At 73.4% G+C, this 20396-nt stretch carries 18 protein-coding genes; 9 read left to right on the plus strand and 9 right to left on the minus strand.

The genetic code is table 11. The features are described from left to right. Positions 1–49: 49 nt before the first annotated feature. Positions 50–550 carry a DivIVA domain-containing protein gene (locus ABZ459_RS43730; RefSeq protein ID WP_357984209.1) on the plus strand — a complete coding sequence of 167 codons (501 nt, stop codon included), beginning with the start codon at positions 50–52 and terminating at the stop codon, positions 548–550. 24 nt (positions 551–574) lie between these two features. Here ABZ459_RS43730 and ABZ459_RS43735 read toward each other — a convergent pair whose 3' ends face one another. Continuing rightward, positions 575–1222, minus strand: a complete 648-nt coding sequence (locus ABZ459_RS43735) for an HAD-IA family hydrolase (protein WP_357984212.1) — start codon at positions 1220–1222, stop codon at positions 575–577. 3 nt (positions 1223–1225) lie between these two features. Further along, a complete protein-coding gene (locus tag ABZ459_RS43740; protein ID WP_357984215.1) occupies positions 1226–2797 on the minus strand; it encodes an FAD-dependent monooxygenase in 1572 nt (523 codons plus the stop codon). Positions 2798–2863: 66 nt separating this feature from the next. Here ABZ459_RS43740 and ABZ459_RS43745 point away from each other — a divergent pair, with 66 nt between their 5' ends. Then, a complete protein-coding gene (locus tag ABZ459_RS43745) occupies positions 2864–3457 on the plus strand; it encodes a PadR family transcriptional regulator (protein ID WP_357984218.1) in 594 nt (197 codons plus the stop codon). On the opposite strand, the gene ABZ459_RS43750 is transcribed toward ABZ459_RS43745, so the two are convergent. The 5 genes from ABZ459_RS43750 to iolC form a co-directional block, all read right to left on the minus strand. Beyond that, the gene (locus ABZ459_RS43750) at positions 3438–4442 is read right to left on the minus strand and encodes an AI-2E family transporter (protein ID WP_357984221.1); all 1005 of its coding nucleotides are present in this window, start codon (positions 4440–4442) and stop codon (positions 3438–3440) included. The two genes, ABZ459_RS43745 and ABZ459_RS43750, sit on opposite strands and share 20 nt — an antisense overlap. A gap of 61 nt (positions 4443–4503) precedes the next feature. Continuing rightward, a complete protein-coding gene (gene iolD, locus ABZ459_RS43755) occupies positions 4504–6339 on the minus strand; it encodes a 3D-(3,5/4)-trihydroxycyclohexane-1,2-dione acylhydrolase (decyclizing) (protein WP_357984224.1) in 1836 nt (611 codons plus the stop codon). Beyond that, entirely contained in the window at positions 6336–7175 is an 840-nt protein-coding gene (gene iolB / locus ABZ459_RS43760) for a 5-deoxy-glucuronate isomerase (RefSeq protein WP_357984227.1), read from the minus strand. The genes iolD and iolB overlap by 4 nt, the downstream gene beginning before the upstream one ends. Continuing rightward, positions 7172–8077, minus strand: coding sequence for a deoxyribose-phosphate aldolase (locus tag ABZ459_RS43765; protein WP_357984230.1), 906 nt, complete (start codon positions 8075–8077; stop codon positions 7172–7174). The genes iolB and ABZ459_RS43765 overlap by 4 nt, the downstream gene beginning before the upstream one ends. Then, on the minus strand, positions 8074–9012 hold the full coding sequence (gene iolC / locus ABZ459_RS43770) for a 5-dehydro-2-deoxygluconokinase (protein ID WP_357984233.1): 939 nt from the start codon (positions 9010–9012) through the stop codon (positions 8074–8076). Before iolC ends, ABZ459_RS43765 begins: the two co-directional genes overlap by 4 nt. A 225-nt stretch (positions 9013–9237) precedes the next feature. Here iolC and ABZ459_RS43775 point away from each other — a divergent pair, with 225 nt between their 5' ends. The 4 genes from ABZ459_RS43775 to ABZ459_RS43790 are packed head-to-tail and all read left to right on the plus strand — an operon-like array spanning position 9238 to position 15108. Beyond that, entirely contained in the window at positions 9238–10416 is a 1179-nt protein-coding gene (locus ABZ459_RS43775) for a CehA/McbA family metallohydrolase (protein WP_357984236.1), read from the plus strand. Further along, a complete protein-coding gene (locus ABZ459_RS43780; protein WP_357984238.1) occupies positions 10407–11306 on the plus strand; it encodes a TIM barrel protein in 900 nt (299 codons plus the stop codon). The genes ABZ459_RS43775 and ABZ459_RS43780 overlap by 10 nt, the downstream gene beginning before the upstream one ends. Continuing rightward, a complete protein-coding gene (locus tag ABZ459_RS43785; protein WP_357984241.1) occupies positions 11303–12391 on the plus strand; it encodes a Gfo/Idh/MocA family oxidoreductase in 1089 nt (362 codons plus the stop codon). The genes ABZ459_RS43780 and ABZ459_RS43785 overlap by 4 nt, the downstream gene beginning before the upstream one ends. Continuing rightward, positions 12382–15108: an alpha-mannosidase gene (locus ABZ459_RS43790; protein ID WP_357984243.1), complete on the plus strand. Its 2727-nt coding sequence runs from the start codon at positions 12382–12384 to the stop codon at positions 15106–15108. The genes ABZ459_RS43785 and ABZ459_RS43790 overlap by 10 nt, the downstream gene beginning before the upstream one ends. A gap of 9 nt (positions 15109–15117) precedes the next feature. On the opposite strand, the gene ABZ459_RS43795 is transcribed toward ABZ459_RS43790, so the two are convergent. After that, positions 15118–16572 carry a PucR family transcriptional regulator gene (locus ABZ459_RS43795; protein WP_357984245.1) on the minus strand — a complete coding sequence of 485 codons (1455 nt, stop codon included), beginning with the start codon at positions 16570–16572 and terminating at the stop codon, positions 15118–15120. A 70-nt stretch (positions 16573–16642) separates the two neighbouring features. Here ABZ459_RS43795 and speB point away from each other — a divergent pair, with 70 nt between their 5' ends. From speB to ABZ459_RS43810, 3 genes are read left to right on the plus strand one after another with little or no spacing between them, the layout of a single operon-like run. Next, on the plus strand, positions 16643–17575 hold the full coding sequence (gene speB / locus ABZ459_RS43800; protein WP_352322711.1) for an agmatinase: 933 nt from the start codon (positions 16643–16645) through the stop codon (positions 17573–17575). After that, positions 17572–19077: a cytosine permease gene (locus ABZ459_RS43805; protein WP_357984248.1), complete on the plus strand. Its 1506-nt coding sequence runs from the start codon at positions 17572–17574 to the stop codon at positions 19075–19077. Before speB ends, ABZ459_RS43805 begins: the two co-directional genes overlap by 4 nt. Then, a complete protein-coding gene (locus tag ABZ459_RS43810) occupies positions 19077–19733 on the plus strand; it encodes a cyclase family protein (RefSeq protein ID WP_357984377.1) in 657 nt (218 codons plus the stop codon). Before ABZ459_RS43805 ends, ABZ459_RS43810 begins: the two co-directional genes overlap by 1 nt. On the opposite strand, the gene ABZ459_RS43815 is transcribed toward ABZ459_RS43810, so the two are convergent. After that, a complete protein-coding gene (locus ABZ459_RS43815) occupies positions 19730–20221 on the minus strand; it encodes an Lrp/AsnC family transcriptional regulator (protein ID WP_352322709.1) in 492 nt (163 codons plus the stop codon). The genes ABZ459_RS43810 and ABZ459_RS43815 overlap by 4 nt on opposite strands. Positions 20222–20396: the final 175 nt, after the last annotated feature.

The following is a 20396-nucleotide window of genomic DNA, read 5'->3' on the forward strand; positions in this document are numbered from 1 at the left end:
CTTGAACCGCTTTCCACGCGTCATGGGTATGCGTTCAGGCTATGACCCCGTGGAAGTCGACGCCCTGATCGCGCGCATCGAGTCGACTTTGGGCAGGGGCCCGCACACGGTCGAGCCCGTCACCGCCGACGAGGTCCGCACCGCGACCTTCCGCGCCAAGCGCGGCGGCTACCACGAGACCGCGGTGGACTTCGCGCTGGAGGCGTTCGTCGTGGCCCTGGAGACCCAGGCCAGGCGCCCGGTACGGCTCGCCATGGCCGAGCCCACCGGGGAGCTGCTGCGCGAGGAGTGGTTCGAGACCCAGGCGGCCCGGGTCGAACGCGTGGCCTTCCGCCCTGGCCGCATGGGCACCGGCTACAACGAGGACGAGGTCGACGCCTTCCTCGACCGCATCGTGGCCACCCTGCGCGGCACGACCGAGTTCGCGGTGACCGCGGAGGAGGTGCGCCAGGCCCGGTTCTCGACCGTGCTCCTGCGCGCCGGCTACCTGATCGCCGACGTCGACTCCTTCCTCGAAGGCGTCGCCGAGATCCTGGAGAAACCCCGCTAGGCCCACCAGCCGGCCCGAGCTCCGCTACGCCCGTTCGACGGCCGCGAGCAGGCCGCGGAGGTCGGGCAGGACCACCCGGACGACCTCGGGCCCGGCGGGCCGCTCGCCGTGCCGGTTGATCCACACCCGGCGCACGCCCAGCCGCTCGGCCGGGATCATGTCGTGGAAGTGGCTCTGCGCCACGTGCACCCACTCGGCCGGCTCGTACGCCCTTCTGAAGTGCTCGAAGTGCGCCTCGTCCGGCTTGTAGGCCCCGGCGTCCTCGGCGGTCACCACCGCGTCGAACGGCACGGGCAGCCGCCGCAGCGTCTGGGCGATCAGGTCGCGGTCGCAGTTGGTCAGCAGCGCCAGCCGCCGGCCCGCCGCGCGCAGGGCCGACAGCTCCGTCCCGACCTCGCCGTACACCGGCCAGTAGGACAGCGTGGCGGCCAGCAGCGAGGCGTCGTCGTCGTTCAGCGGGACTCCGGCGTCGGCGCAGGCGCGGCGCAGCGCCTCGGCCATGACGTCCCGGTAGCGGGCCCGTGGCGTCTCGGCCTCGACCGCGCTCTCGTGCCGCAGGTACGCTGCCAGCAGCTCGTCCCCCCTGCCGGGGGCGATCAGCTCAAGGCTGGTGCCGATGCCGTGCCGCCAGTCGACGAGGGTGCCGAAACAGTCGAACGTGATCCATCGCATAGGTCACATGATGACCCTTCCGAGCACCTGGTCGAGCGCCCGGCCGATCTCGCCCTCGACGGCCGGTCCTTCGGACCGCCAGGCCACGTAGCCGTCCGGGCGGACCAGGACGGCGGTGGCGTCGCCGTAGCGTTCGGCCCAGGCATCCTCGACGTCGAGCACGTCACCGCCCACCTGGTGCACCCGCACGCCGGGCCCGGCGGCCCGCGCCCAGTCCGCGCCGCCGGGGCCGCACAGCAGGACGAACGTGTCGTGGAACAGGTCGTGGACGCCGATGTGCACGCCGTCCCGGTCGAGCCAGAGGTGCGGGGCGCGGGTGCCGGGACGGGCGCCCTGGGCCACCGAGTCGCCGAACACCGTCTCGTGGGTCGCGCCGACCATGGCCGACGAGCGGTAGCGCTGCCCCAGGATCGCCACGACGTGGTCCAGCGGGTCGTCCTCGGGGTTGGGGCCGAACCTGGCCGCCTGGCTGCGTACGGTCAGGTCGGCCAGCTCCAGGGCGACCGGGCGGCGCTCGGCCTCGTAGGTGTCGAGCAGCGCGTCGCAGGCCCGGCCGGCGAGCACGGCGGCCAGCTTCCAGGCCAGGTTGTGCGTGTCCTGGACGGCCGAGTTGGCGCCCAGCCCGCCGGCCGGCGGCCAGACGTGCGCCGCGTCGCCGACCAGGAAGACCCGTCCCTCGCGGTAGCGCGTGGCGACGCCCACCGCCTCCTCCCACGCCGCCCTGCTGACGATCTCCACGGGCAGGTCGCGGCCGATCAGCTCCTTGGCCGAGGCGACCAGCCGCTCGTCGGTGAAGTCGTCCGGCGACTCGGCGGCGGGGTCGTACGCCAGGGCCATGCCCCAATGGTCCGGCAGCGCGTGGGAGACCATCGCGCCCGAGGCCGTCCCGCCGGGCGCGCCGAGGATCCAGAACAGCGCCCGCTTGGTGACCAGCTCGGACAGGTCGGCCCTGAAGACGAAGGACTGGTAGGCGCGCAGGACGCCGAGCCCTTCGCGGGCGATGCCCAGCCGCTCCCTGATCGTGCCGCGGTAGCCGTCGGCGGCGATCAGGTAGCGGGCGCGCAGGGTCCGGCGCTCGCCGGTGCGGGTGTCCTCGGTCACCACCGTGACGCCGTCCGCGTCGGGCTCGATCGACCTGCACGTGGTGTCGAAGCGCAGGTCGGCGCCCCGGGCGCGGGCGGCCTCGGCGAGGATCGGCTCGACCGTGCTCTGGTCGGCCAGGCCGTACTCGCCCGCGGTCAGCTCGGGCAGCGCCCGGGAGGAGCCGCCCTCGAAGAGCCACTGCCACTCGCCGGCCAGCGTCGTGCAGCGGGCCACGCCCGCTTCCTCGTCGAAGGGCCGCCCGGCCTCCTTGACGGCCTGCTCCAGGCCGAGCGGCCGGTAGATCTCCATCGTGCGCGGGGTGATGCCGCGCGCACGGCCCAGGAGCGACACGCCGGGGTGGCGGTCGACGAGCACGCAGGGCACCCCGTGGTGGGACAGGAACAGGGCGGAGGTGAGCCCGGCGTAGCCGCCGCCGACGATCAGCACGGGGATCTCGGTCATGACGCCCTCTGGGCGGTCTGCTGTGGTCATGGGCTTGATAGTTGCATTGCAACTAGTATCAAGTCAACTAGTTTCGCTGAACGATAGGGTGAGCCCATGGCGCTCGACCGCGGCTCGCCGCTCGCTTTGACCGTGCTGACCCTGCTGAACCACCAACCCCTGCACCCGTACGGCATCCAGCGGTTGCTCAAGCAGTGGGGCAAGGACCTGGTGGTCAACGTGGGCCAGCGGGCAGGGCTCTACCGCACGATCGACCGGCTGGACGAGGCCGGGCTGATCAGGGTCAGGGAGACCGGGCGCGACCAGCAGTACCCGGAGCGCACGGTCTACGAGATCACCGACGAGGGCCGCGAGCGGCTGCTGACCTGGCTGGACGACATGCTCAGCCGTCCCAAACAGGAGTTCCCGCAGTTCCCTGCGGCGCTGGCGAACGCGATGCTGCTCGGCCCCGGCGGGCTGTCCGACGCGCTGGAGCGGCGGGCGGCGGCCGTGGAGCGCACGCTCGCCCAGCTGGAGTCGAGCCTGGCCGAGGAGGACCTGCCGCGGGTCACGATGCTGGAGTGCGAATACCTGCGCGAGGTGACGGCGGCCGAGGCCCGCTGGCTCCGCGCCGTCATCGCCGACCTGCGCGAGGGGCGGTTGGAGTGGTCACGCGAGCAGCTCGAACAGGTCAGCTCGGCCCGGGAGTGATCAGGTGCGGGCGCGGCCGCCGCAGCAGCGCTACGAGCACCGAGGTCACCGGCGCGGCCAGGAACGCGCCGGTGATGCCCGCGATCACGCTGCCCACCGTGATCGCGACCAGGATGACCGCCCCCGGCAGGTCGAGCGCCTTGCCGTAGACCTGTGGCGCCAGCACGTGCCCTTCGAGCTGCTGCACCGCCACCGTCACCGCGACCACGATCAGCGCCACCAGCCACCCCTTGGCCACGAGTGCCACCACGGCCGCCAGCAGCCCGGCCATGAACGCCCCCACCACCGGCAGGAACGCCCCCACGAACGTCAGCACGGCCAGCGGCAGCGCGATCGGCACGCCGAGGATCCACAGCGCGAGCCCGATGAAGAAGCCGTCGACCACGCCGACGATCGCCACCCCGCGGATGTAGCGCCCGATCACCCCGAAGATCAGCACGCCGGTGTCGCGGCAGCGCGTCTTGGCCCCCTCGGGCAGCAGATCGACGATCCAGGCGAACAGCCGCTCGCCGCCGTGCACGAAGTACACCGACAGGATGACCGCGAGCACCGCGCCGACGACGATCTCGCCGGCCGTCCTGACCCCGGCGATGGCGCCGCTGGTGATCTGCCTGCCCTGCTTGGACAGGTACTCCCTGGCCTGGGCGAGGAGCCGCTGGTCGTCGAGTCCGAACCGGGCGGCCAGGCCGTGCAGGTCGCCGAGCGCCTTGCCCAGGCTGGTGCGCATCTCGCTCAGGCTGTCGACCGTGGGCGGCACCAGCAGCGCGATCAGCGCGCCGGCCAGCAGCAGGCCGCCGACGAAGACGATCGTGGTGGCCAGCGCCGGCCCGAGCCCGCGGGAGGTGAGCCAGCGGGCCGGCGGGTGCAGCAGCGCCGTGAGGAAGACGCCGATGATCACGGACATGACGACCGTGCGCAGGTGATAGAGGCAGAAGAAGGCGACCGCGATGATCGCGATCCACCCGAGCGCCCGCCACGGCCTCATGCCCAACCCCCTATCGTGCCTGGTCAGTGGCCTTCCCGGCGGTGATCGAGGGCAACCCTGGTCAGGACGGCGGAGTCAGGTGCGCGCGCTGCGACCGCTTGGCCTCCTCGTACGCCGCCCGCTCGGCCGGCGCGCCCACCCCGGCCACGGGCACGTCCCACCACGCCTGCGAGGAGGGGACGTCGTCGGCCATGGGGTCGGTGCGCACGTGCACGACCGTCGTCTCGCTGGACGAGCGGGCCTCCTCCAGTGCCTTGCGCAGGTCGGCCAATGACTCCGGACGCAGCACGGCCGCGCCCAGGCTGGCGGCGTTGGCGGCCAGGTCGACCGGCAGCGGCCCGCCCGTACGGGAGCGGTAGGACGTGCCCAGGCGGCGCGCGCCCACGCTCTCCGACAGCCGCCCGATGGAGGCGAAGCCCGAGTTGTCCACCAGGACGACGACCAGCTTGACGCCCTCGGCGACCGCGGTGACCAGCTCCTGCGCCATCATCAGGTACGACCCGTCGCCCACCAGGACGAACACCTCGCGCTCCGGCACGGCCAGCTTGACGCCGACGCCGCCCGCGATCTCGTAGCCCATGCAGGAGTTGCCGTACTCGACGTGGTAGCCGCCGGGGCCGCTCGGCCGCCACAGCTTGTGCAGGTCGCCCGGCATGGAACCGGCCGCGCACACCACGACGCCGTCCGGGCCCGCCGCCGCATTCACGGCGCCGATGATCGCCGCCTGCGACAGCGGGGAGCCGTCGAGCGCGTACGCCCGGTCCACCTGCGCGTCCCACTCCCGGGAGAGCGCGGCGGCCCTGGCCGTCCAGGCGTCGTCGGAGCGCCGGCCGGCGACGGCCGCGACCAGGTCGGCCAGGCACTCGCGGGCGTCGGCGACCAGTTGCAGCCCCGACAGCTTGGCGGCGTCGAGGGCGGCGACGTTGACGTTGACGAACCTGGCCTCCGCCGCGAAGAGCGACCTCGACGCCGTGGTGAAGTCGCTGTAGCGGGTGCCGATCCCGATGACCACGTCGGCCTCGCGGGCCAGCGTGTTGGCGGCGGTGGTGCCGGTCGCGCCCACCGCGCCCACCGCCAGCGGATGGCCGTGCGGCAACGATCCCTTGCCGGCCTGGGTCTCGGCGACCGGGATGCCGTGCGCCTCGGCGAAGGCGGCCAGCTCGGCGGTGGCCCGGCTGTAGATCGTCCCGCCGCCCGAGACGATCAGCGGGCGGGCCGCCGACCTGATCACCTCGGCCGCCCTGGCCAGCGCGGCGCGTTCGGGTCGCGGGCGCGGCACGTGCCACACCCGGCGGGCGAACAGCTCCTCGGGCCAGTCGTACGCCTCGGCCTGCACGTCCTGCGGCAGCGCCAGCGTCACCGCGCCGGTCTCGACCGGGTCCGTGAGCACCCGCATGGCCGCCGTCAGCGCGGACGGGAGCTGTTCCGGCCGGTTGATCCGGTCCCAGTACCGCGAGACCGGCTTGAAGCAGTCGTTGACCGAGATGTCGTACGAACGCGGGTCCTCCAGCTCCTGGAGCACCGGGTTGGCGGCACGGGTGGAGAAGACGTCGCCGGGCAGCAGGAGCACGGGCAGCCGGTTGATCGTCGCGCCGGCCGCGCCGGTGATCATGTTGGTCGCGCCGGGGCCGATCGACGTCGTGCAGGCCAGCGTGGCCAGCCGGTCGGCGGTCCGGGCGTAGGCGGCGGCGGTGTGCACCATGGCCTGCTCGTTGCGGGCCAGGTAGTAGGGCAGGTCGTCGCCCGCGGTGGCCAGCGCCTGGCCGAGCCCGGCGACGTTGCCGTGGCCGAAGATGCCGAAGCAGCCGCCGAAGAAGCGGCGCTCCTCGCCGTCCCGCTCGCTCCACTGGGCGGCCAGGAAGCGCACGACGGCCTGCGCGACGGTCAACCGGGTCATGCGTGCCCTCCGAACGGCAGTCTCGGGTCGATGTCCTGGCCCGACCAGGACGAGCGGATCCAGGCGTGACGGGGATCGTCGCAGAACGCCATCGAACGCTCCTCCGCCGGCCCCGCCAGCACGTTGAGGTAGTACAGGTCGTAGCCCGGGGCGGCCATGGACGGCCCGTGGTAGCCGTAGGGCACCAGGACGACGTCGCCGGAGGAGACCTCGGCCAGCGTGTCGATCTGCCCCCGCTCGGAGGAGTAGACGCGCTGGTAGCCGGGGCCGTCGCCGGCGACCTCGAAGTAGTAGACCTCCTCCAGCACGGCCTCGCCCGGGTTGGGGGTGTCGTGCTTGTGCGGCGGGTAGGACGACCAGTTGCCGCCCGGGGTCAGCACCTCGACGGCCATGAGCTTGTCGCAGTCGAACACGCCGGGGGCGCAGAAGTTGTTCACCTGTCGGCTGGCCTGCCCCGCGCCCCTGATCTCCACCGGCACCCGGGCGGCGGGCACGTGGCGCGGCGGCAGCGACCGGGTCGCGCGGGCCGACGGCAGCGCGATGCGTCCGCCGCCGCTCAACGTGACCTGGACGCCGATCGGCAGATACGCGAAGTCGCTCGGCCCCTCGAACACCGACCCGCGCCCGGCCAGCACGAACGTCTCACCGCCGACCTCGACCGTGCACGACCCCGACAGCGGAAGGACGATCATCTCCTCCGCGCCGGTGCCGAACGACAGCGGCGTGCCGGTCAGGTCCGCCACGCGCAGCCCGGAGTAGGTCCAGCCGGCCAGCGAGGGGGTGATCTCCACCGACCAGGGGCCGCTGGCGGCCTTGCCGTAGGGCAGGTAGGTCATGCGTGTGCCTCTCGTACCAGGGCGGCGGCGCCGTCCACCGCCGTCGCCACGTCGTCGTCGGATGGGTAGAGCAGGGCGCGGCCGACGACCAGGCCGAGCACGCCGGGCAGGGCCAGCGCGCGGTGCCAGTCGGCGTAGGCCGTGCCGATGTCGGGCGGGTCGCCGCCGAGGAGCAGGGTGGGCAGCGTGGTCGCGGCCATCACCCGCTCCATCTCGGCCACCACGGGGATCTTCAGCCAGGTGTGGGCCGAGGTGGCGCCGAGCGCCTGGGCGACGCTGATCGAGCGGATCACGGCGTCGGGGGACAGGTCGTTGCGCAGCACGCCGGACTCCGAGCGCGCCGCCCAGAACGGCTCCACCATGGCCACCAGCCGCCTGCGGGCCAGCCCGGTCACCGCGTGGGCGCACGACTCCAGGGTGGCGGCCGTCGCGTGGTCGCCGGGGTCGATGCGGCACAACATCTTGCCGCCGTCGAGGCGCATCGTGTCGATGGCTTCGGGGTCGAAGCCGGTGAAACGGTCGTCCAGCTCGAACACCGAGCCCTGCAGCCCGCCCCGGTTCATCGAGCCGAAGGCCAGCTTGCCCTCCAGCGCGCCCAGCAGCAGCAGGTCCTCCAGGACGTCGGGGGAGGCGAGGATGCCGTCCACGCCGGGCCGGGCCAGCGCCGCCTGGAGGCGGTCGAGCAGGTCGTGGCGGCTGCCCATGGCCAGCGGGCGGTCGCGTACGGACAGGGCGCCCCTGGCCGGATGGTCGGCCGCGATGATCAGCAGCCGCTCGTCCGGCCCCGGCATCCGGCGGCGCTGCCGGCGCGCGGCAGCCTCGGCGATCTCCTCGGGGCGGGTCGCGCGGATCCGCGTGAGCCACTCGTAGCGGGCGGTCCTGGGCAGCGTGAGGTCGCTCACGTGGGCACCTCGTTCAGCAGCTCGTGCACCTCGTCGGTGGTGGGCATGGCGTCGGCGCAGGCCAGGCGGGCGGCCACGAACGCGCCGGCGGCGCCCGCGAAGCGGATGGTGCGCTCCAGCGGCCAGCCGCGCAGCAGCCCGAGGCAGACCGCGCCGCCGAACGCGTCCCCGGCCCCGATGCCGTTGACCACCTTCACCTCGACCGGCTCGGCCACGACGGTCTCGGTGGCGGTGCGGGCGAGGACCCCGTCCGGGCCCATCTTGACGATCGCCACCTCGACCCCGGCGTCGAGCAGGGCCTGCGCCGCCGCCTCCGGCTCGCGCACGCCCACGGCGTTCTCCACCTCGTCCAGGTTGCCGACGGCCACGTTCGCGTGCGGCAGCGCCTCGCGCGCCGCCGCGCGGGCGGCCGCGCGCGACTCCCACAGCGCCGGACGGTGGTCGAGGTCGAACACGGTCCAGCCGGCGGTGCGGGCCGACAGGGCGGCGGCGTGCGCCGCGCGGCTCGGCTCCTTGCTCAGGCCGGTGAGGGAGAACCAGAACAGGCCGGTCGCGCGGATGGCGTCGAGGTCGAGGTCGCCGGGGGTGAGGCGCAGGTCGGGCGGGTGCTCGCCGCGGTAGAACCAGATGGGGAAGTGGTCGGGCGGGAAGATCTCGCAGAACGTGACCGGGGTGGCCGGGCCCTCGATGACGCTCACGTAGGCGTCGTCCACGCCGAAGTCGCGGATGGCCCGTCGTACGTACGCGCCGAAGGGGTCGGCGCCCACCGCGGTGATCACCGCCGAGCGCAGGCCGTGACGCGCCGCCGCGACGGCGACGTTGGTCGGGCTGCCGCCGAGGAACTTGCCGAAGGTCTCGACGTCGGCCAGCCCGACGCCGGTCTGCAGCGGATAGACGTCGACGCCGCAGCGGCCGATCGTGATCAGGTCGTACAACGCACCTCCAGAGGACGCACCTTACCTCGACACTATGGCATATTGTCATGACATAAGGATGTCCGCTATGTTGTTGATGATCCTTCAGGACGGGCCCCCGTCACCTCACTTCTGTAGTGTCGGGCGGTGAGGAGGTTCGCTCATGTTCGTCCCCAACGGCGTCCATCACGAACAGCACACCACCAAGCTCTCCTTCCGCCCCGCCTCAGGCAAGGGCGGACCGGCGTGAAGGGCCACTGGAGCCTCGACGACCGGCTGGAGCGGTCGTTGCGCGAGGTCCCCTTCGAGGTGCCCGCCGGGTCGGAGTCCGTCACCGTGCGGCTCGACCATGACCGGTCGCAGGGCGTGCTCGATCTCGGCTGCGGCTCGCCAGGCGGCTTCCGCGGCTGGTCGGGAGGGGCGCGCACGGAGTTCACGATCGCCCGAGACTGGGCCACCCCCGGCTACCTGCCCGGCGTCCCCGAGCCCGGCACCTGGCACGTGTGGCTCGGGCTGCACCGCGTGCCGCCGCAGGGCCTCGACTTCACCCTGGAGATCACGGCCGGGCGCACGGCCCCGCCGGAGCCGGTCGCCGCCGACCCGCCGCCCGGCGAACGGCCGCCGCGCAGGGACGTGCCCGACGTCGGCGGGCTGCGCTGGTTCGCCGGGGACTTCCACGCGCACACCGTCCACAGCGACGGCGCGCTCACCGTCGCCGAGCTGGCCGAGCTGGCCCGCGGCCGGGGCCTGGACTTCCTGGCGGTCACCGACCACAACACCGTCAGCCACCACCCCTGGCTGCGCGCGACCGACCGCGGCGTCACGCTCATCCCCGGCCAGGAGGTCACCACCGACCGCGGCCACGCCAACGTGTTCGGCGAGGTCGGCTGGGTGGACTTCCGGCGGCCCGCGGGCTCCTGGACCGAGCACGCGGGGCGTGCGGGCGGCCTGATCTCGATCAACCACCCGCTGGGCGGCGACTGCGCCTGGCTGCTGCCGGTCGACGAACGCCCGAGGGTGGCCGAGGTGTGGAGCTCCGGGTGGTGGGACCGCCGCTGGGGCGCGCCGCTGGCCTGGGCCGACGCCTGGCGCGACGACGTGGTGGCGATCGGCGGCAGCGACTTCCACCGGCACGGCAGCGACGGGCTCCCGGGCGCGCCGACCACGTGGGTGCTGGCCGAGGAGCCGGGCGCGGTGCTCGACGGCGTACGCGCCGGGCGCACCGCGGTCTCGGCGGGACCGGACGCGCCGCTGCTGCTCCGGCTGGGCGACGAGCTGCTCGCGCTCGACGCCGACGGCCTGGTGCTGGTCCGCCCCGGCGGCGCCCGCCAGGTCGTACGCGGCGAGCGGGCGCTGCTCCCCGCCGTCGAGGGACGCCACCGCCTGGAGACCTACGAGAACGAGGTGATCGCCCTATGCGAGTGAGGAGAGTCGCGAACGCGCCGGTGAGCTTCGGCGTGTTCGAGCTCAGCGACGCGCCGCCGCCCCTGGGCCCGGACGAGATGGTCCGCGCGCTGGCCGAGGCCGGTTACGCGGGCATCGACTCCGGGCCCATCGGCTATCTCGGCACCGGCCCCGGCCTGGCCGCCCGGCTGTCGGCGCACGGCCTGCTGCTCGCCGGCGGCTGGGTCGACCTGCGATACGGCGACGCCGAGGCCTACCGGCGGGGGCTGCCCGCGCTGGAGGCCGCGCTCGACGTGTTCGCCGCCGCGCCCGAGGCGCCCGCCCTCTTCGCGCCCCGGCCCACGCTGGCCTGCTCGGGCTCGCCCGAGAGGTTCGCCAGGCCCGGCGGGAGCGCCCCGGGGCTGCCCGCCGCCGACTGGCCCGGATACGCCGCCCGCGTCCAGGACGCCGCCGACCGCTGCCGCGAACGCGGCCTGGAACCCGCCTTCCACCACCACCTCGGCACCTACGTCGAGACCCCCGACGACGTCGAGCGCCTCCTGGAGCTGACCGACGTCCAGCTCTGCCTGGACACCGGCCACCTGCTGCTGGCCGGCGGGGACCCGGTCGCGGCGCTGCGCGCGTGGGCCGGCCGCGTCGGGCACGTGCACGTCAAGGACGGCGACACCAAGATCCTGGCCGCCGCCCTGGACGACGGCGCCGACCTGCGCGAGCTGATGGCCAGGGGCGGCTTCACCCGCCTGGGCGACGGCGAGCTCGACCTGCCCGCGGTCGTGGCGGCGCTCGACGCCATCGGCTACGAGGGCTGGATCGTGGTCGAGCAGGACACGATGCCGGGCCGTCGCCCGGTCGCGCGGAACATCGCCGACCAGGCCGCCAACCGCGAGCGGCTGAGGGAGCTGGGCCTGTGAGGATCGCGCTGGTCGGGTGCGGGGCCGTCACCCAGGCGGTCTACGTGCCGCTGCTGTCCAGACGGCGGGACCTGTTCGAGGTGAGCGCCGTCTGCGACCTGTCGCGCACGCTGGCCGACGTCGTCGGCGACCGGCTGGGCACGTCCCGGCGCTACACCTCCCTGGCCAAGATGCTGGCCGACGGCGGTTTCGAGGCCGTGGTGGTGCTGGCCTCCGGCTCCCACGGCGAGACCGTGCGCCGGGCGCTGGCCGCCGGGTACGCCGTGCTGTGCGAGAAGCCGCTCGCGCTGACCAGGGCGGAGGTTGCGGCGCTGCCCGAGGGGCGGCTGATGGTCGGCTACATGAAGCAGTACGACCCGGCCGTGCGCCGGGCCGTCGCGCTGCTGGAGGAGCTGGGCGGCCCGGCGGCCGTCCGGTCGGTCGAGGTGACCGTGCTGCATCCCAGCGGGGAGTCGCAGCTCGCGTTCGCGAACCTGGCGCGGGCCGGCGACGTCGATCCCGGCGTGCTCGGCTCGTTGCGCGAGGCCGAGGACACGCTCGTCTCCCGAGCACTGGGCCAGGCCGCCCCGGAGTCGCTGCGCAACGTCTACGCGGTCTCCCTGGGCTCGATCTGCCACGATCTGTCGCTGCTCAGGCGCTTCACCGGATCGCCGCGGGAGATCGCGCACGTGGACAGCTGGGGGCCGGCGCCCGGGTCCGTGGAGATCTCCGGGCCGCTGCCCGTGGCGGGCCGGTTCCACATCCGCTGGCACTACCTGGACGGCTACCCCGCCTACCGCGAGACCGTCGCGATCCACCACGACGAAGGCACGCTGGAGCTGGTCTTCCCCACGCCCTACCTGATGAACGCGCCCACCACCCTCACCGTGGTCTCCGGGGCCGAGACCCGCGCCGAACACCGCCAGGTGACCGAGGCGTTCGAGGTACAACTGACGGCCTTCCATGCTTATGTGAACGATGGCAGCCCGCCGCTCACCGACGCGGCCGGCGCACTGGAGGACATCGTGACGGCTCAGCGGATCGCCGCCCGCTACGCCGTCCAGCATCGGCTGCCCATCGGAGGGGAGGCGGCGGCATGGACATAGTGGTCGTACCGCACACGCATTGGGACAGGGAGTGGTACGAGCCCTTCCAGCGCTTCAGGCTGCGGCTGGTGGACCTCCTCGACGAGGTGCTCGACACCATGGAACGCGAGCCCGCCTACCACTTCACCCTCGACGGCCAGCTCGCCTGCGTGGACGACTACCTGGAGGTACGCCCGGAGAACCGGCACCGCGTCGCGGCGCTCGTCGAGTCCGGGCGGCTGGCGGTGGGGCCGTGGCAGATCCTGCTCGACGAGTTCCTCTGCTCGGGCGAGAACATCGTGCGCAACCTCGAACTCGGGCTGGCCGGTGCGGACGGGCTCGGCGGCGCGATGCGGGTGGGCTACCTGCCGGACATGTTCGGTCACACCGCCCAGATGCCGCAGATCCTACGGCTGGCCGGTCTCGAGCACGCCTGCGTCTACCGCGGGGTGCCGTCGTCGGTGACGACCGACGCCTTCGCCTGGGTGGCCCCCGACGGCACGGCGATCCGCACCCAGTACCTGCCCGAGGGCGGCTACGGCAACGGCGCCCACCTGTTCTCCGACGCCAAGGGGCTGGAGGAGCGGGCGGCGGAGTTCGTCGCCACCATGCGCGCCTGGCACGGCCCCGAGGGCGAGCTGCTGGCCATGTACGGCACCGACCACTCGGCCCCCGTGCGCGGGTTGCCGGAAATGGTGGCGGCCGTCGGCGCCCGCATGGACACCTTGTCTGGATATATCGAGAAATTCTCGGGTGACACCGCGGGGCTGCCCCAGGTCGTCGGCGAGCTGCGCTCGCACGCCCGCGCCAACATCCTGCCCGGCGTCATCTCCGTCCGCGCCGCCGTCAAGCAGGCCATGGGCCGGGCCGAGCGCATGGTCGAGCGCTACGCCGAGCCCCTGGCCACGCTCTGGGGCGGCCCGTGGCCCGGCCGCTTCCTCGACATGGCCTGGCGGCGGCTGGTGGAGGCCAGTGGCCACGACTCGGTCACCGGCTGCGGCGTGGACGAGACCGCCCAGCAGGTCGCCGCCCGCATCGCCGAGGCCGAGCAGCTCGGGCAGGCCGTCCGCGACATGGTGACCGCGCGGCTGGCGGCGGCGGTGCCGGCCGACGGCGTGCTCGTCGTCAACCCGACGCCCGCCGTGCGCAGCGGCGTGGTGATCGCCGACGTGGCCGGCGGCAGCGGGCCGCTGGTGGGCCCCTCCGGCGCGCCGGTGCCCACCCAGCCCCTGGAGTGCGGGCCGGTGCTGCTGCTGGACGAGCGGATCGACCCCCTCACCGTGCTGGGCTTCGTGCACGGCACCGAGCTGTACGGCCAGCACGTCATCGGCTGGAAGGTGTTCGACGACATCCTCCTCATCACCGTGGGCAGGGAACCGCGCGGGCCGTTCGACCAGGCCGAGCTGCGCCGCGCGCTCGACGGCGTGACCTGGGTCCGGGTCGAGGCCGAGCCCCGGTCCACGGTCGCCGCCTTCGTCGAGGTGCCCGCGCTCGGCCACACGAGCCTGCGCCCCGGCCCGCCCGAGCCCACGCACCCCGCTCCGCTGGCGGAGGTCCGCAACAACGGCCACCACCAGGACTGCTGGCTCTCCTCCGACACCGGCGTCCTGCCCATCAAGGTCAGCTCCACGGTGATGGACAACGGGCTGTTGCGGGTCGAGATCGAGCCCGACGGCACCCTCGGCCTGTTCGGCGAGGACGGCCGGACGATCACCGGCGTGGGCCGCATCGAGGACGGCGGCGACTCCGGCGACACCTACAACCACGCGCCCCCCGCCGACGACCTGGTCGTGTCCGAGCCGATCTCGATCGACACGGAGATCGTCGAAGGCGGCCCGCTCGTCGCCGCCGTGGAGATCACCCGGGTCTACCTGTGGCCGGCGGCGGGCGAGCCCGTCCCCAACACGCCGGAGCGGCCGCCGCCCGCGCGTACCGGCGCGACCGAGGACGTCGTGGTCACCATGCGGGTCGAGCTGCGGGCGGGCGAGCCGTTCGTCCGGCTGCGGGTGTCGTTCGACAACCGGTGCGCCGACCACCGGGTGCGGCTGCACGTGCCGCTGCCGAGGCGGGCCGACCATTCGCTGGCCGAGGGGCAGTTCGCGATCGTGCGGCGGGAGCTGGAGGCCGAGGGCGGCTGCGGCGAGACCCCGCTGCCCACCTTCCCCGCCTCCGGCTGGGTGGCCGCCGGCGGCGTCGCCGCGCTGCTGGAGCACGTCACCGAGTACGAGCTGCTGGACGACGGGTACGAGCTGGCGCTCACGCTGCTGCGCTCGGTCGGCTACCTGTCGCGCAACCACAACGCGCTGCGCCCCGAGCCCGCCGGTCCGCAGCTGCCGACCCCCGCCGCGCAGTCACGCGGGCCGCACACCGTGTCGCTGGCGCTGATGCCGTACATGGACTGGCGGGACGTGCCGCCGCAGGCGGAGACGTTCCGGCACGACCTGCTGGTCGTGCCGGGCAGCGGCGATCGCGAGCTGAGCCCGCCGCCGGCGGCGCAGGGGTTGTCGGTGTCCGGCCAGGGCGTGACGATGAGCTCGCTGCGCCGCCGCGACGACTGGCACGAGCTGCGCCTGGTGGCGCTCACCTCGTCCGGCACCGAGGCCGTGGTGCGGGGGGCCTTCACCCGGGCCAGGCGGGCCGGCCTGACCGGCAGCCCCGGCGAGCCGCTGGAGACCGAGGACGGCACGCTCAGGCTGCCGCTGAGACCGTGGGAGATCGCCACCGTCCAGCTGCGCTGACCCGGAGTCTCAGCACAGGCCGAGCTGGCGGGCCGCGCGCACGGCCAGCCAGACCTCCGCGAACGCCGCGCTGGACGACAGGTCGCGCCCGCTCAGCGCGGCGAACCGGCGCAGCCGGTAGGCCAGCGTGTTGGGGTGGACGTGCAGCGCCGCCGCCGCGTCCTCGACGTGGCGGTTGCGCTCCATCCACGTGCGCACCGACAGCAGCAGCCGCGAGTCGTGGGCCTCGTCGTAGGCCAGCACCTCGCCCAGCACGTGGTCGACCAGGGCCGACAGCGTCGAGGGGTCGTCGGGCAGCCAGCGGCCGGTCGTGTCGTCGCCGTAGTGGACCAGCGCCTTGCCCGACTCGGCGGCGTGCGCGGCCGCCCACACGGCCTCGCGCTGGGCCACCCGCAACGACTCGCCCGGCGGGAACGGCCGGCTCACGCCCGCGCTCACCCCGGGCACGGCGGCCACCGCGGGCCCCAGCTCGGGCGGCCCCAGCAGGTAGTGGTCGTCGCCGCGCCGCAGCAGCAGGTGCGGCAGCTCGCCCACCGCCCTGCGCAGCGCGTCGTCGGGCGCGTGCCGCACGACGAGCAGCACCGACCCGGTCTCCAGGGGCAGGCCCATCCTGGCCAGCCGGCGCCGGGCCGCGGGCGGGTCGAGCACGTCCTGGAGCAGCTCGGCCAGCGTCTCGGCGCCCTCTCTGCGCAGGGTCTCGCGCTCGTGCCTGACCATGGCGACCTGGAGGGCGGCCACGGTGGCGATGTGCTGGACCACGGCCAGCCCGGCGGGCCGCGCGCCCTCCCGCTCGAAGGCCACCAGGAACCCGGCTGGGCCGCCGGGCGCCGGCACCGGCAGTGCGAAGCCGCCCGGGATCGTGGGCGGCGCGTCGGGCTCGGCGGGCAGGACGTCGAGCGCGGGCACCGGCACGCCGGGCAACAACGGCCGGCCCTGCGGGGTGCACAGGTAGACGTCGTAGCCGGACAGGCGTTCCAGGCGCTTGAACAGGGTGACGGTGTCGAGGTCTTCGGCGGCCAGCCAGCGCAGCGCGCCGAACACCTGGAGCTGGGCGCCCAGCCGGTGGCTGGCGTCCTCCTGCAGCGCCGCCGCCACCTCCTGCGAGACGGCGATGAACGGCACCGCGAGCGGCACCTCCAGCACCGGCATGCCGCGCTCCTCGGCGGCCTCGAAGAACGCCTGGTGCAGCGGCGGCACGTGCAGCTGGGCCGACAGGGCGAGCGCCGAGACCCCCGCGTCGTCGAGGCGTTCGAGGTAGGCGCGCTGCCGGGCGGCCGAGCGCGGCAGGCCGAGACCGGTCGTCATGATGACCTCGGCGCCGAGCAGCCAGGGCGTCGGGTCGGCCAGCTCGCTGACGTGCGCCCACGAGACCGAGCGGGACAGCCCGGCCTCGCCGGCGAGCACGCGGAGCTGGAGAGCGGGGGAGCGGAGAAGGTCTTCGACCGTCAGCTTGTGGTCAGCCACAACACACACCGTATTACTTTGTGGGAGTAACAATTGCCGCAGGTCAGAAGCGTGACGAACACTGACGAGCATGCACATCGGTCCCGTCGACTCCTCTCGGGTCCCGCGTTTCGCCGGGCCCGCCACCTTCGCCCGGCTGCCCCGGCTCGACCAGGTCGAGCGGGCGGACGTGGCCGTCGTTGGCGTGCCCTTCGACGCGGGCGTGTCCTACCGTCCGGGCGCCCGGTTCGGCCCCGCCGCCGTACGGGAGGCCAGCCGGTTGCTGCGGCCCTACCACCCGGGGCTGGACGTCTCGCCGTTCGAGCGCGTCCAGGTCGCCGACGCCGGTGACATCGCGGCGAACCCGTTCGACATCGGCGAGGCCGTCGAGACCATCGAGGCCGCGGCCGACGAGCTGGACGCCCGGCTGGTCACCATCGGCGGCGACCACACGATCGCGCTGCCGCTGCTGCGCTCGGCGGCCAGGAAGCACGGCCCCGTGGCGCTGCTGCACTTCGACGCGCACCTCGACACCTGGGACACCTACTTCGGCGCCGAGTACACCCACGGCACCCCCTTCCGCCGGGCGGTCGAGGAGGGCCTTCTCGACACCGAGGCGCTGAGCCACGTCGGCATCCGCGGCCCGCTGTACGGCAAGAAGGACCTGGAGGACGACCGGCGGCTCGGGTTCGGCATCCTGACCGCCGCCGACGTGCTCCGCCGCGGCCTGGACGAGGTCATCGACGTGCTGCGGCAGCGCGTCGGCGACCGCCCGCTCTACGTCTCCGTCGACATCGACGTGCTCGACCCCGCCCACGCCCCCGGCACCGGCACGCCGGAGGCCGGCGGGCTCACCAGCCGGGAGCTGCTGGAGATCCTCCGCGGTCTGGCCGGCTGCCGCCTGATCGGGGCCGACGTGGTCGAGGTGGCCCCCGCCTACGACCACGCCGAGATCACCTCGGTCGCCGCCTCCCACGTGGCCTACGACCTCGTCAGCCTGCTGGCGATGCAGGAGAAGACATGAGCATCACCGAGATCGAGACCTACGGCGTCGAACGCATCCCCGACGCCGACCGCACCGCCGGGCCGTTCGACCTGTTCCGGGTCGCCTTCGGGGGCGCGAACACGTTCGCCACCTGCGTGCTCGGCGCCTTCCCCATCCTGTTCGGCCTGTCGTTCTGGCAGGGGCTCGCGGCCACCGTGCTCGGCCTGGTGGTCGGGGCGCTGATCCTGGCGCCGCTGTCGCTGTTCGGGCCGCTCAACGGCACCAACAACGCCGTCTCCTCCTCGGCCCACCTGGGCGTGCACGGCCGGGTCGTCGGCTCGTTCCTGTCGCTGCTGACCGCCATCGCGTTCTTCTCGATCTCGGTGTGGTCGTCGGGCGACGCGCTGGTGGGCGGTGCGCACCGGCTCGTCGGCCTGCCCGACACCGACCTGTCCTACGGGGTGGCCTACGCCGTCTTCGCCCTGCTCGTCCTCGTGGTCTGCGTGTACGGCTTCCGCTTCATGCTGTTCGTCAACAAGATCGCGGTCGCGGCGGCGTCGCTGCTGTTCGTGCTCGGGCTGTTCGCCTTCGCCGGGGACTTCGACCCGTCCTATCCCGGGACGCTGGCGGCCGGCGACCCGCTGTTCTGGCCGTCGTTCATCGGCGCGGCGCTGATCGTGTTGTCGAACCCGGTGTCCTTCGGCGCCTTCCTGGGCGACTGGTCCCGCTACATCCCGGCCTCGACCCCGCGCTCCCGCGTGATGGCGGCGGCCTTCCTGTCGCAGCTCGCCACCGTCCTGCCGTTCTTCTTCGGGCTGGCCACCGCCTCGATCATCGCCGCCAAGGCCGCCGAGTACGTCGACCCGGCCGCGCCCAACTACGTGGGCGGGCTGCTGGCGATCTCGCCGGCCTGGTACTTCGTCCCGGTCTGCCTGATCGCGCTGATCGGCGGCATGTCCACCGGCACCACCTCCCTGTACGGGACCGGGCTTGACTTCTCCAGCGTGTTCCCGCGCTTCTCCCGGGTGCAGGCGACCGTGTTCATCGGCACTCTGTCGATCGTGTTCATCTTCGTCGGGCGCTTCGCGGCGAACCTGACGGCCAGCATCTCCACGTTCGCCACGCTGATCATCACCTGCACCGCGCCCTGGATGGTGATCATGATGCTCGGCTACGTGACCCGCAGGGGCTGGTACGACCCCGACGCTTTGCAGGTCTTCAACCGGCGGCAGCGCGGCGGGCGGTACTGGTTCACCCACGGCTGGAACTGGCGCGGCCTCACGGCGTGGCTGCTCGCGGCCGCCGTGGCGCTGATGTTCGTCAACCTGCCCGGCCAGTTCGTCGGGCCGCTGGGCGACCTGGCCGGCGGCGTGGACGTCTCGCTGCCGCTGGGCCTCGCGGTCGCGGCCGTGCTCTACCTGACGCTGCTCGCGCTCTTCCCCGAACCGCGCGAGGTGTACGGCCCGCGGGGCCCGCGCCTGGTGCGCTCGGCCGACACGCCGGTCCTGCCCATCGTGGACGCGGCAGAATCGATGGCGTGATGGAACTCGTCGACCTGTCGGTGCCCGTCGAGACGGGGATGCCCGTCTACCCGGGCGATCCCGAGGTCTCGGTCGCCCCCGCGCTCACCGTCGCCCGCGACGGCGTCAACGTGCTGGGCCTGCACCTCGGCTCGCAGTCGGGCACCCACGTCGACGCCCCCTTCCACATCGACGACGCGCTGCCGGCGCTCGGCGAGCTGCCGCTGTCCCGCTTCGCCGGGCCCGCCGTGGTGGCCGACGCCCGGGGGCTCGCGCCCCGGTCCCCGATCGGGGCCGGGCTCCTCGACGGCCTGGCCTGGCCATCCGGCGGGGACGCGCCCATCGTGCTGGTCGCGACCGGCTGGTCGGCCCACTGGGGCGGCGAGTCCTACCGGGGCCACCCCTTCCTCACCGAGGACGCCGCCACGCTGCTGGTCGAGCGGGGCGTGCGCACGGTCGGCATCGACGCGCTGAGCGTCGACCCCACGCCGGCCGACGACTTCCCGGCCCACCGCGTCCTGTGCGGGGCGCACGCCGTGATCGCCGAGAACCTGACCGGCCTCGACCGGCTGCTCGACGCCCAGGCCCGGAGGCGGCCGATCGAGGTCTGGATGATGCCGCTGCGGCTCGACGGCGCCGACGGCGCGCCCGTGCGGGCCGTGGCGCGGATCGGTTAGCGCGTGCCCCAGGAGTACGACTGCTTGCGCAGCTTCAGGTACACGAACGACTCGGTGGCCCGTACGGCGGGGATGGCGCGGATCTTGCTGAGGATCTCCAGCAGGTGCCCGTCGCCCTCGCAGACCACCTCGACGATCACATCGAAGGAGCCCGCCGTGAGCACCACGTAGTCGATCTCCTCGATGGCCGACAGCTCGTCGGCCACCGACTCCAGGTCGCCCTCGCAGTTGACCCCGATCATCGCCTGGCGGGGGAAGCCGAGCGTGAGGGGGTCGGTGACCGCGACGATCTGCATCACCCCGGCGTCCTGCAAACGCTGGACGCGCTGACGGACCGCGGCCTCGGAGAGCCCGACGGCCTTGCCGATCGCCGCGTAGGGCATGCGCCCGTCTGACTGGAGCTGCTCGATGATCTGCTTGGAGAGATCGTCGAGCACGACGGGCCCGGAACTGGCGTTGTTTCGTCGTACGCGGGGCGGCGTCGTCATGTCAGAGGAATCCTCCTAGCGGTCCGGCGTTACGGGGGCGTTCCCGCTCGATTGCCGTCCTGGTGCGACATGTTGTCAGTTCTTGGCGGTGTGTCAAGCGAATTCGTAGCAATTTGATATCTTCACCACGAAATCCCTTGTCCAGATGCATCTGCTCTGTAAGAGTCGCGGCATC

Source organism: Nonomuraea sp. NPDC005692 (assembly GCF_040631115.1).
Taxonomy (GTDB): domain Bacteria; phylum Actinomycetota; class Actinomycetes; order Streptosporangiales; family Streptosporangiaceae; genus Nonomuraea.

Excerpts from the sequence above, each read along its gene's own strand:
- ABZ459_RS43740 (WP_357984215.1), bottom strand. The coding sequence starts at position 2,797 with ATGACCACAGCAGACCGCCCAGAGGGCGTCATGACCGAGATCCCCGTG.
- ABZ459_RS43815 (WP_352322709.1), bottom strand. The coding sequence starts at position 20,221 with ATGACGACGCCGCCCCGCGTACGACGAAACAACGCCAGTTCCGGGCCC.
- ABZ459_RS43780 (WP_357984238.1), top strand. The coding sequence starts at position 10,407 with ATGCGAGTGAGGAGAGTCGCGAACGCGCCGGTGAGCTTCGGCGTGTTC.
- ABZ459_RS43805 (WP_357984248.1), top strand. The coding sequence starts at position 17,572 with ATGAGCATCACCGAGATCGAGACCTACGGCGTCGAACGCATCCCCGAC.
- ABZ459_RS43790 (WP_357984243.1), top strand. The coding sequence starts at position 12,382 with ATGGACATAGTGGTCGTACCGCACACGCATTGGGACAGGGAGTGGTAC.
- ABZ459_RS43750 (WP_357984221.1), bottom strand. The coding sequence starts at position 4,442 with ATGAGGCCGTGGCGGGCGCTCGGGTGGATCGCGATCATCGCGGTCGCC.
- iolD (WP_357984224.1), bottom strand. The coding sequence starts at position 6,339 with ATGACCCGGTTGACCGTCGCGCAGGCCGTCGTGCGCTTCCTGGCCGCC.
- speB (WP_352322711.1), top strand. The coding sequence starts at position 16,643 with ATGCACATCGGTCCCGTCGACTCCTCTCGGGTCCCGCGTTTCGCCGGG.
- ABZ459_RS43735 (WP_357984212.1), bottom strand. The coding sequence starts at position 1,222 with ATGCGATGGATCACGTTCGACTGTTTCGGCACCCTCGTCGACTGGCGG.
- ABZ459_RS43745 (WP_357984218.1), top strand. The coding sequence starts at position 2,864 with ATGGCGCTCGACCGCGGCTCGCCGCTCGCTTTGACCGTGCTGACCCTG.
- ABZ459_RS43810 (WP_357984377.1), top strand. The coding sequence starts at position 19,077 with ATGGAACTCGTCGACCTGTCGGTGCCCGTCGAGACGGGGATGCCCGTC.
- iolB (WP_357984227.1), bottom strand. The coding sequence starts at position 7,175 with ATGACCTACCTGCCCTACGGCAAGGCCGCCAGCGGCCCCTGGTCGGTG.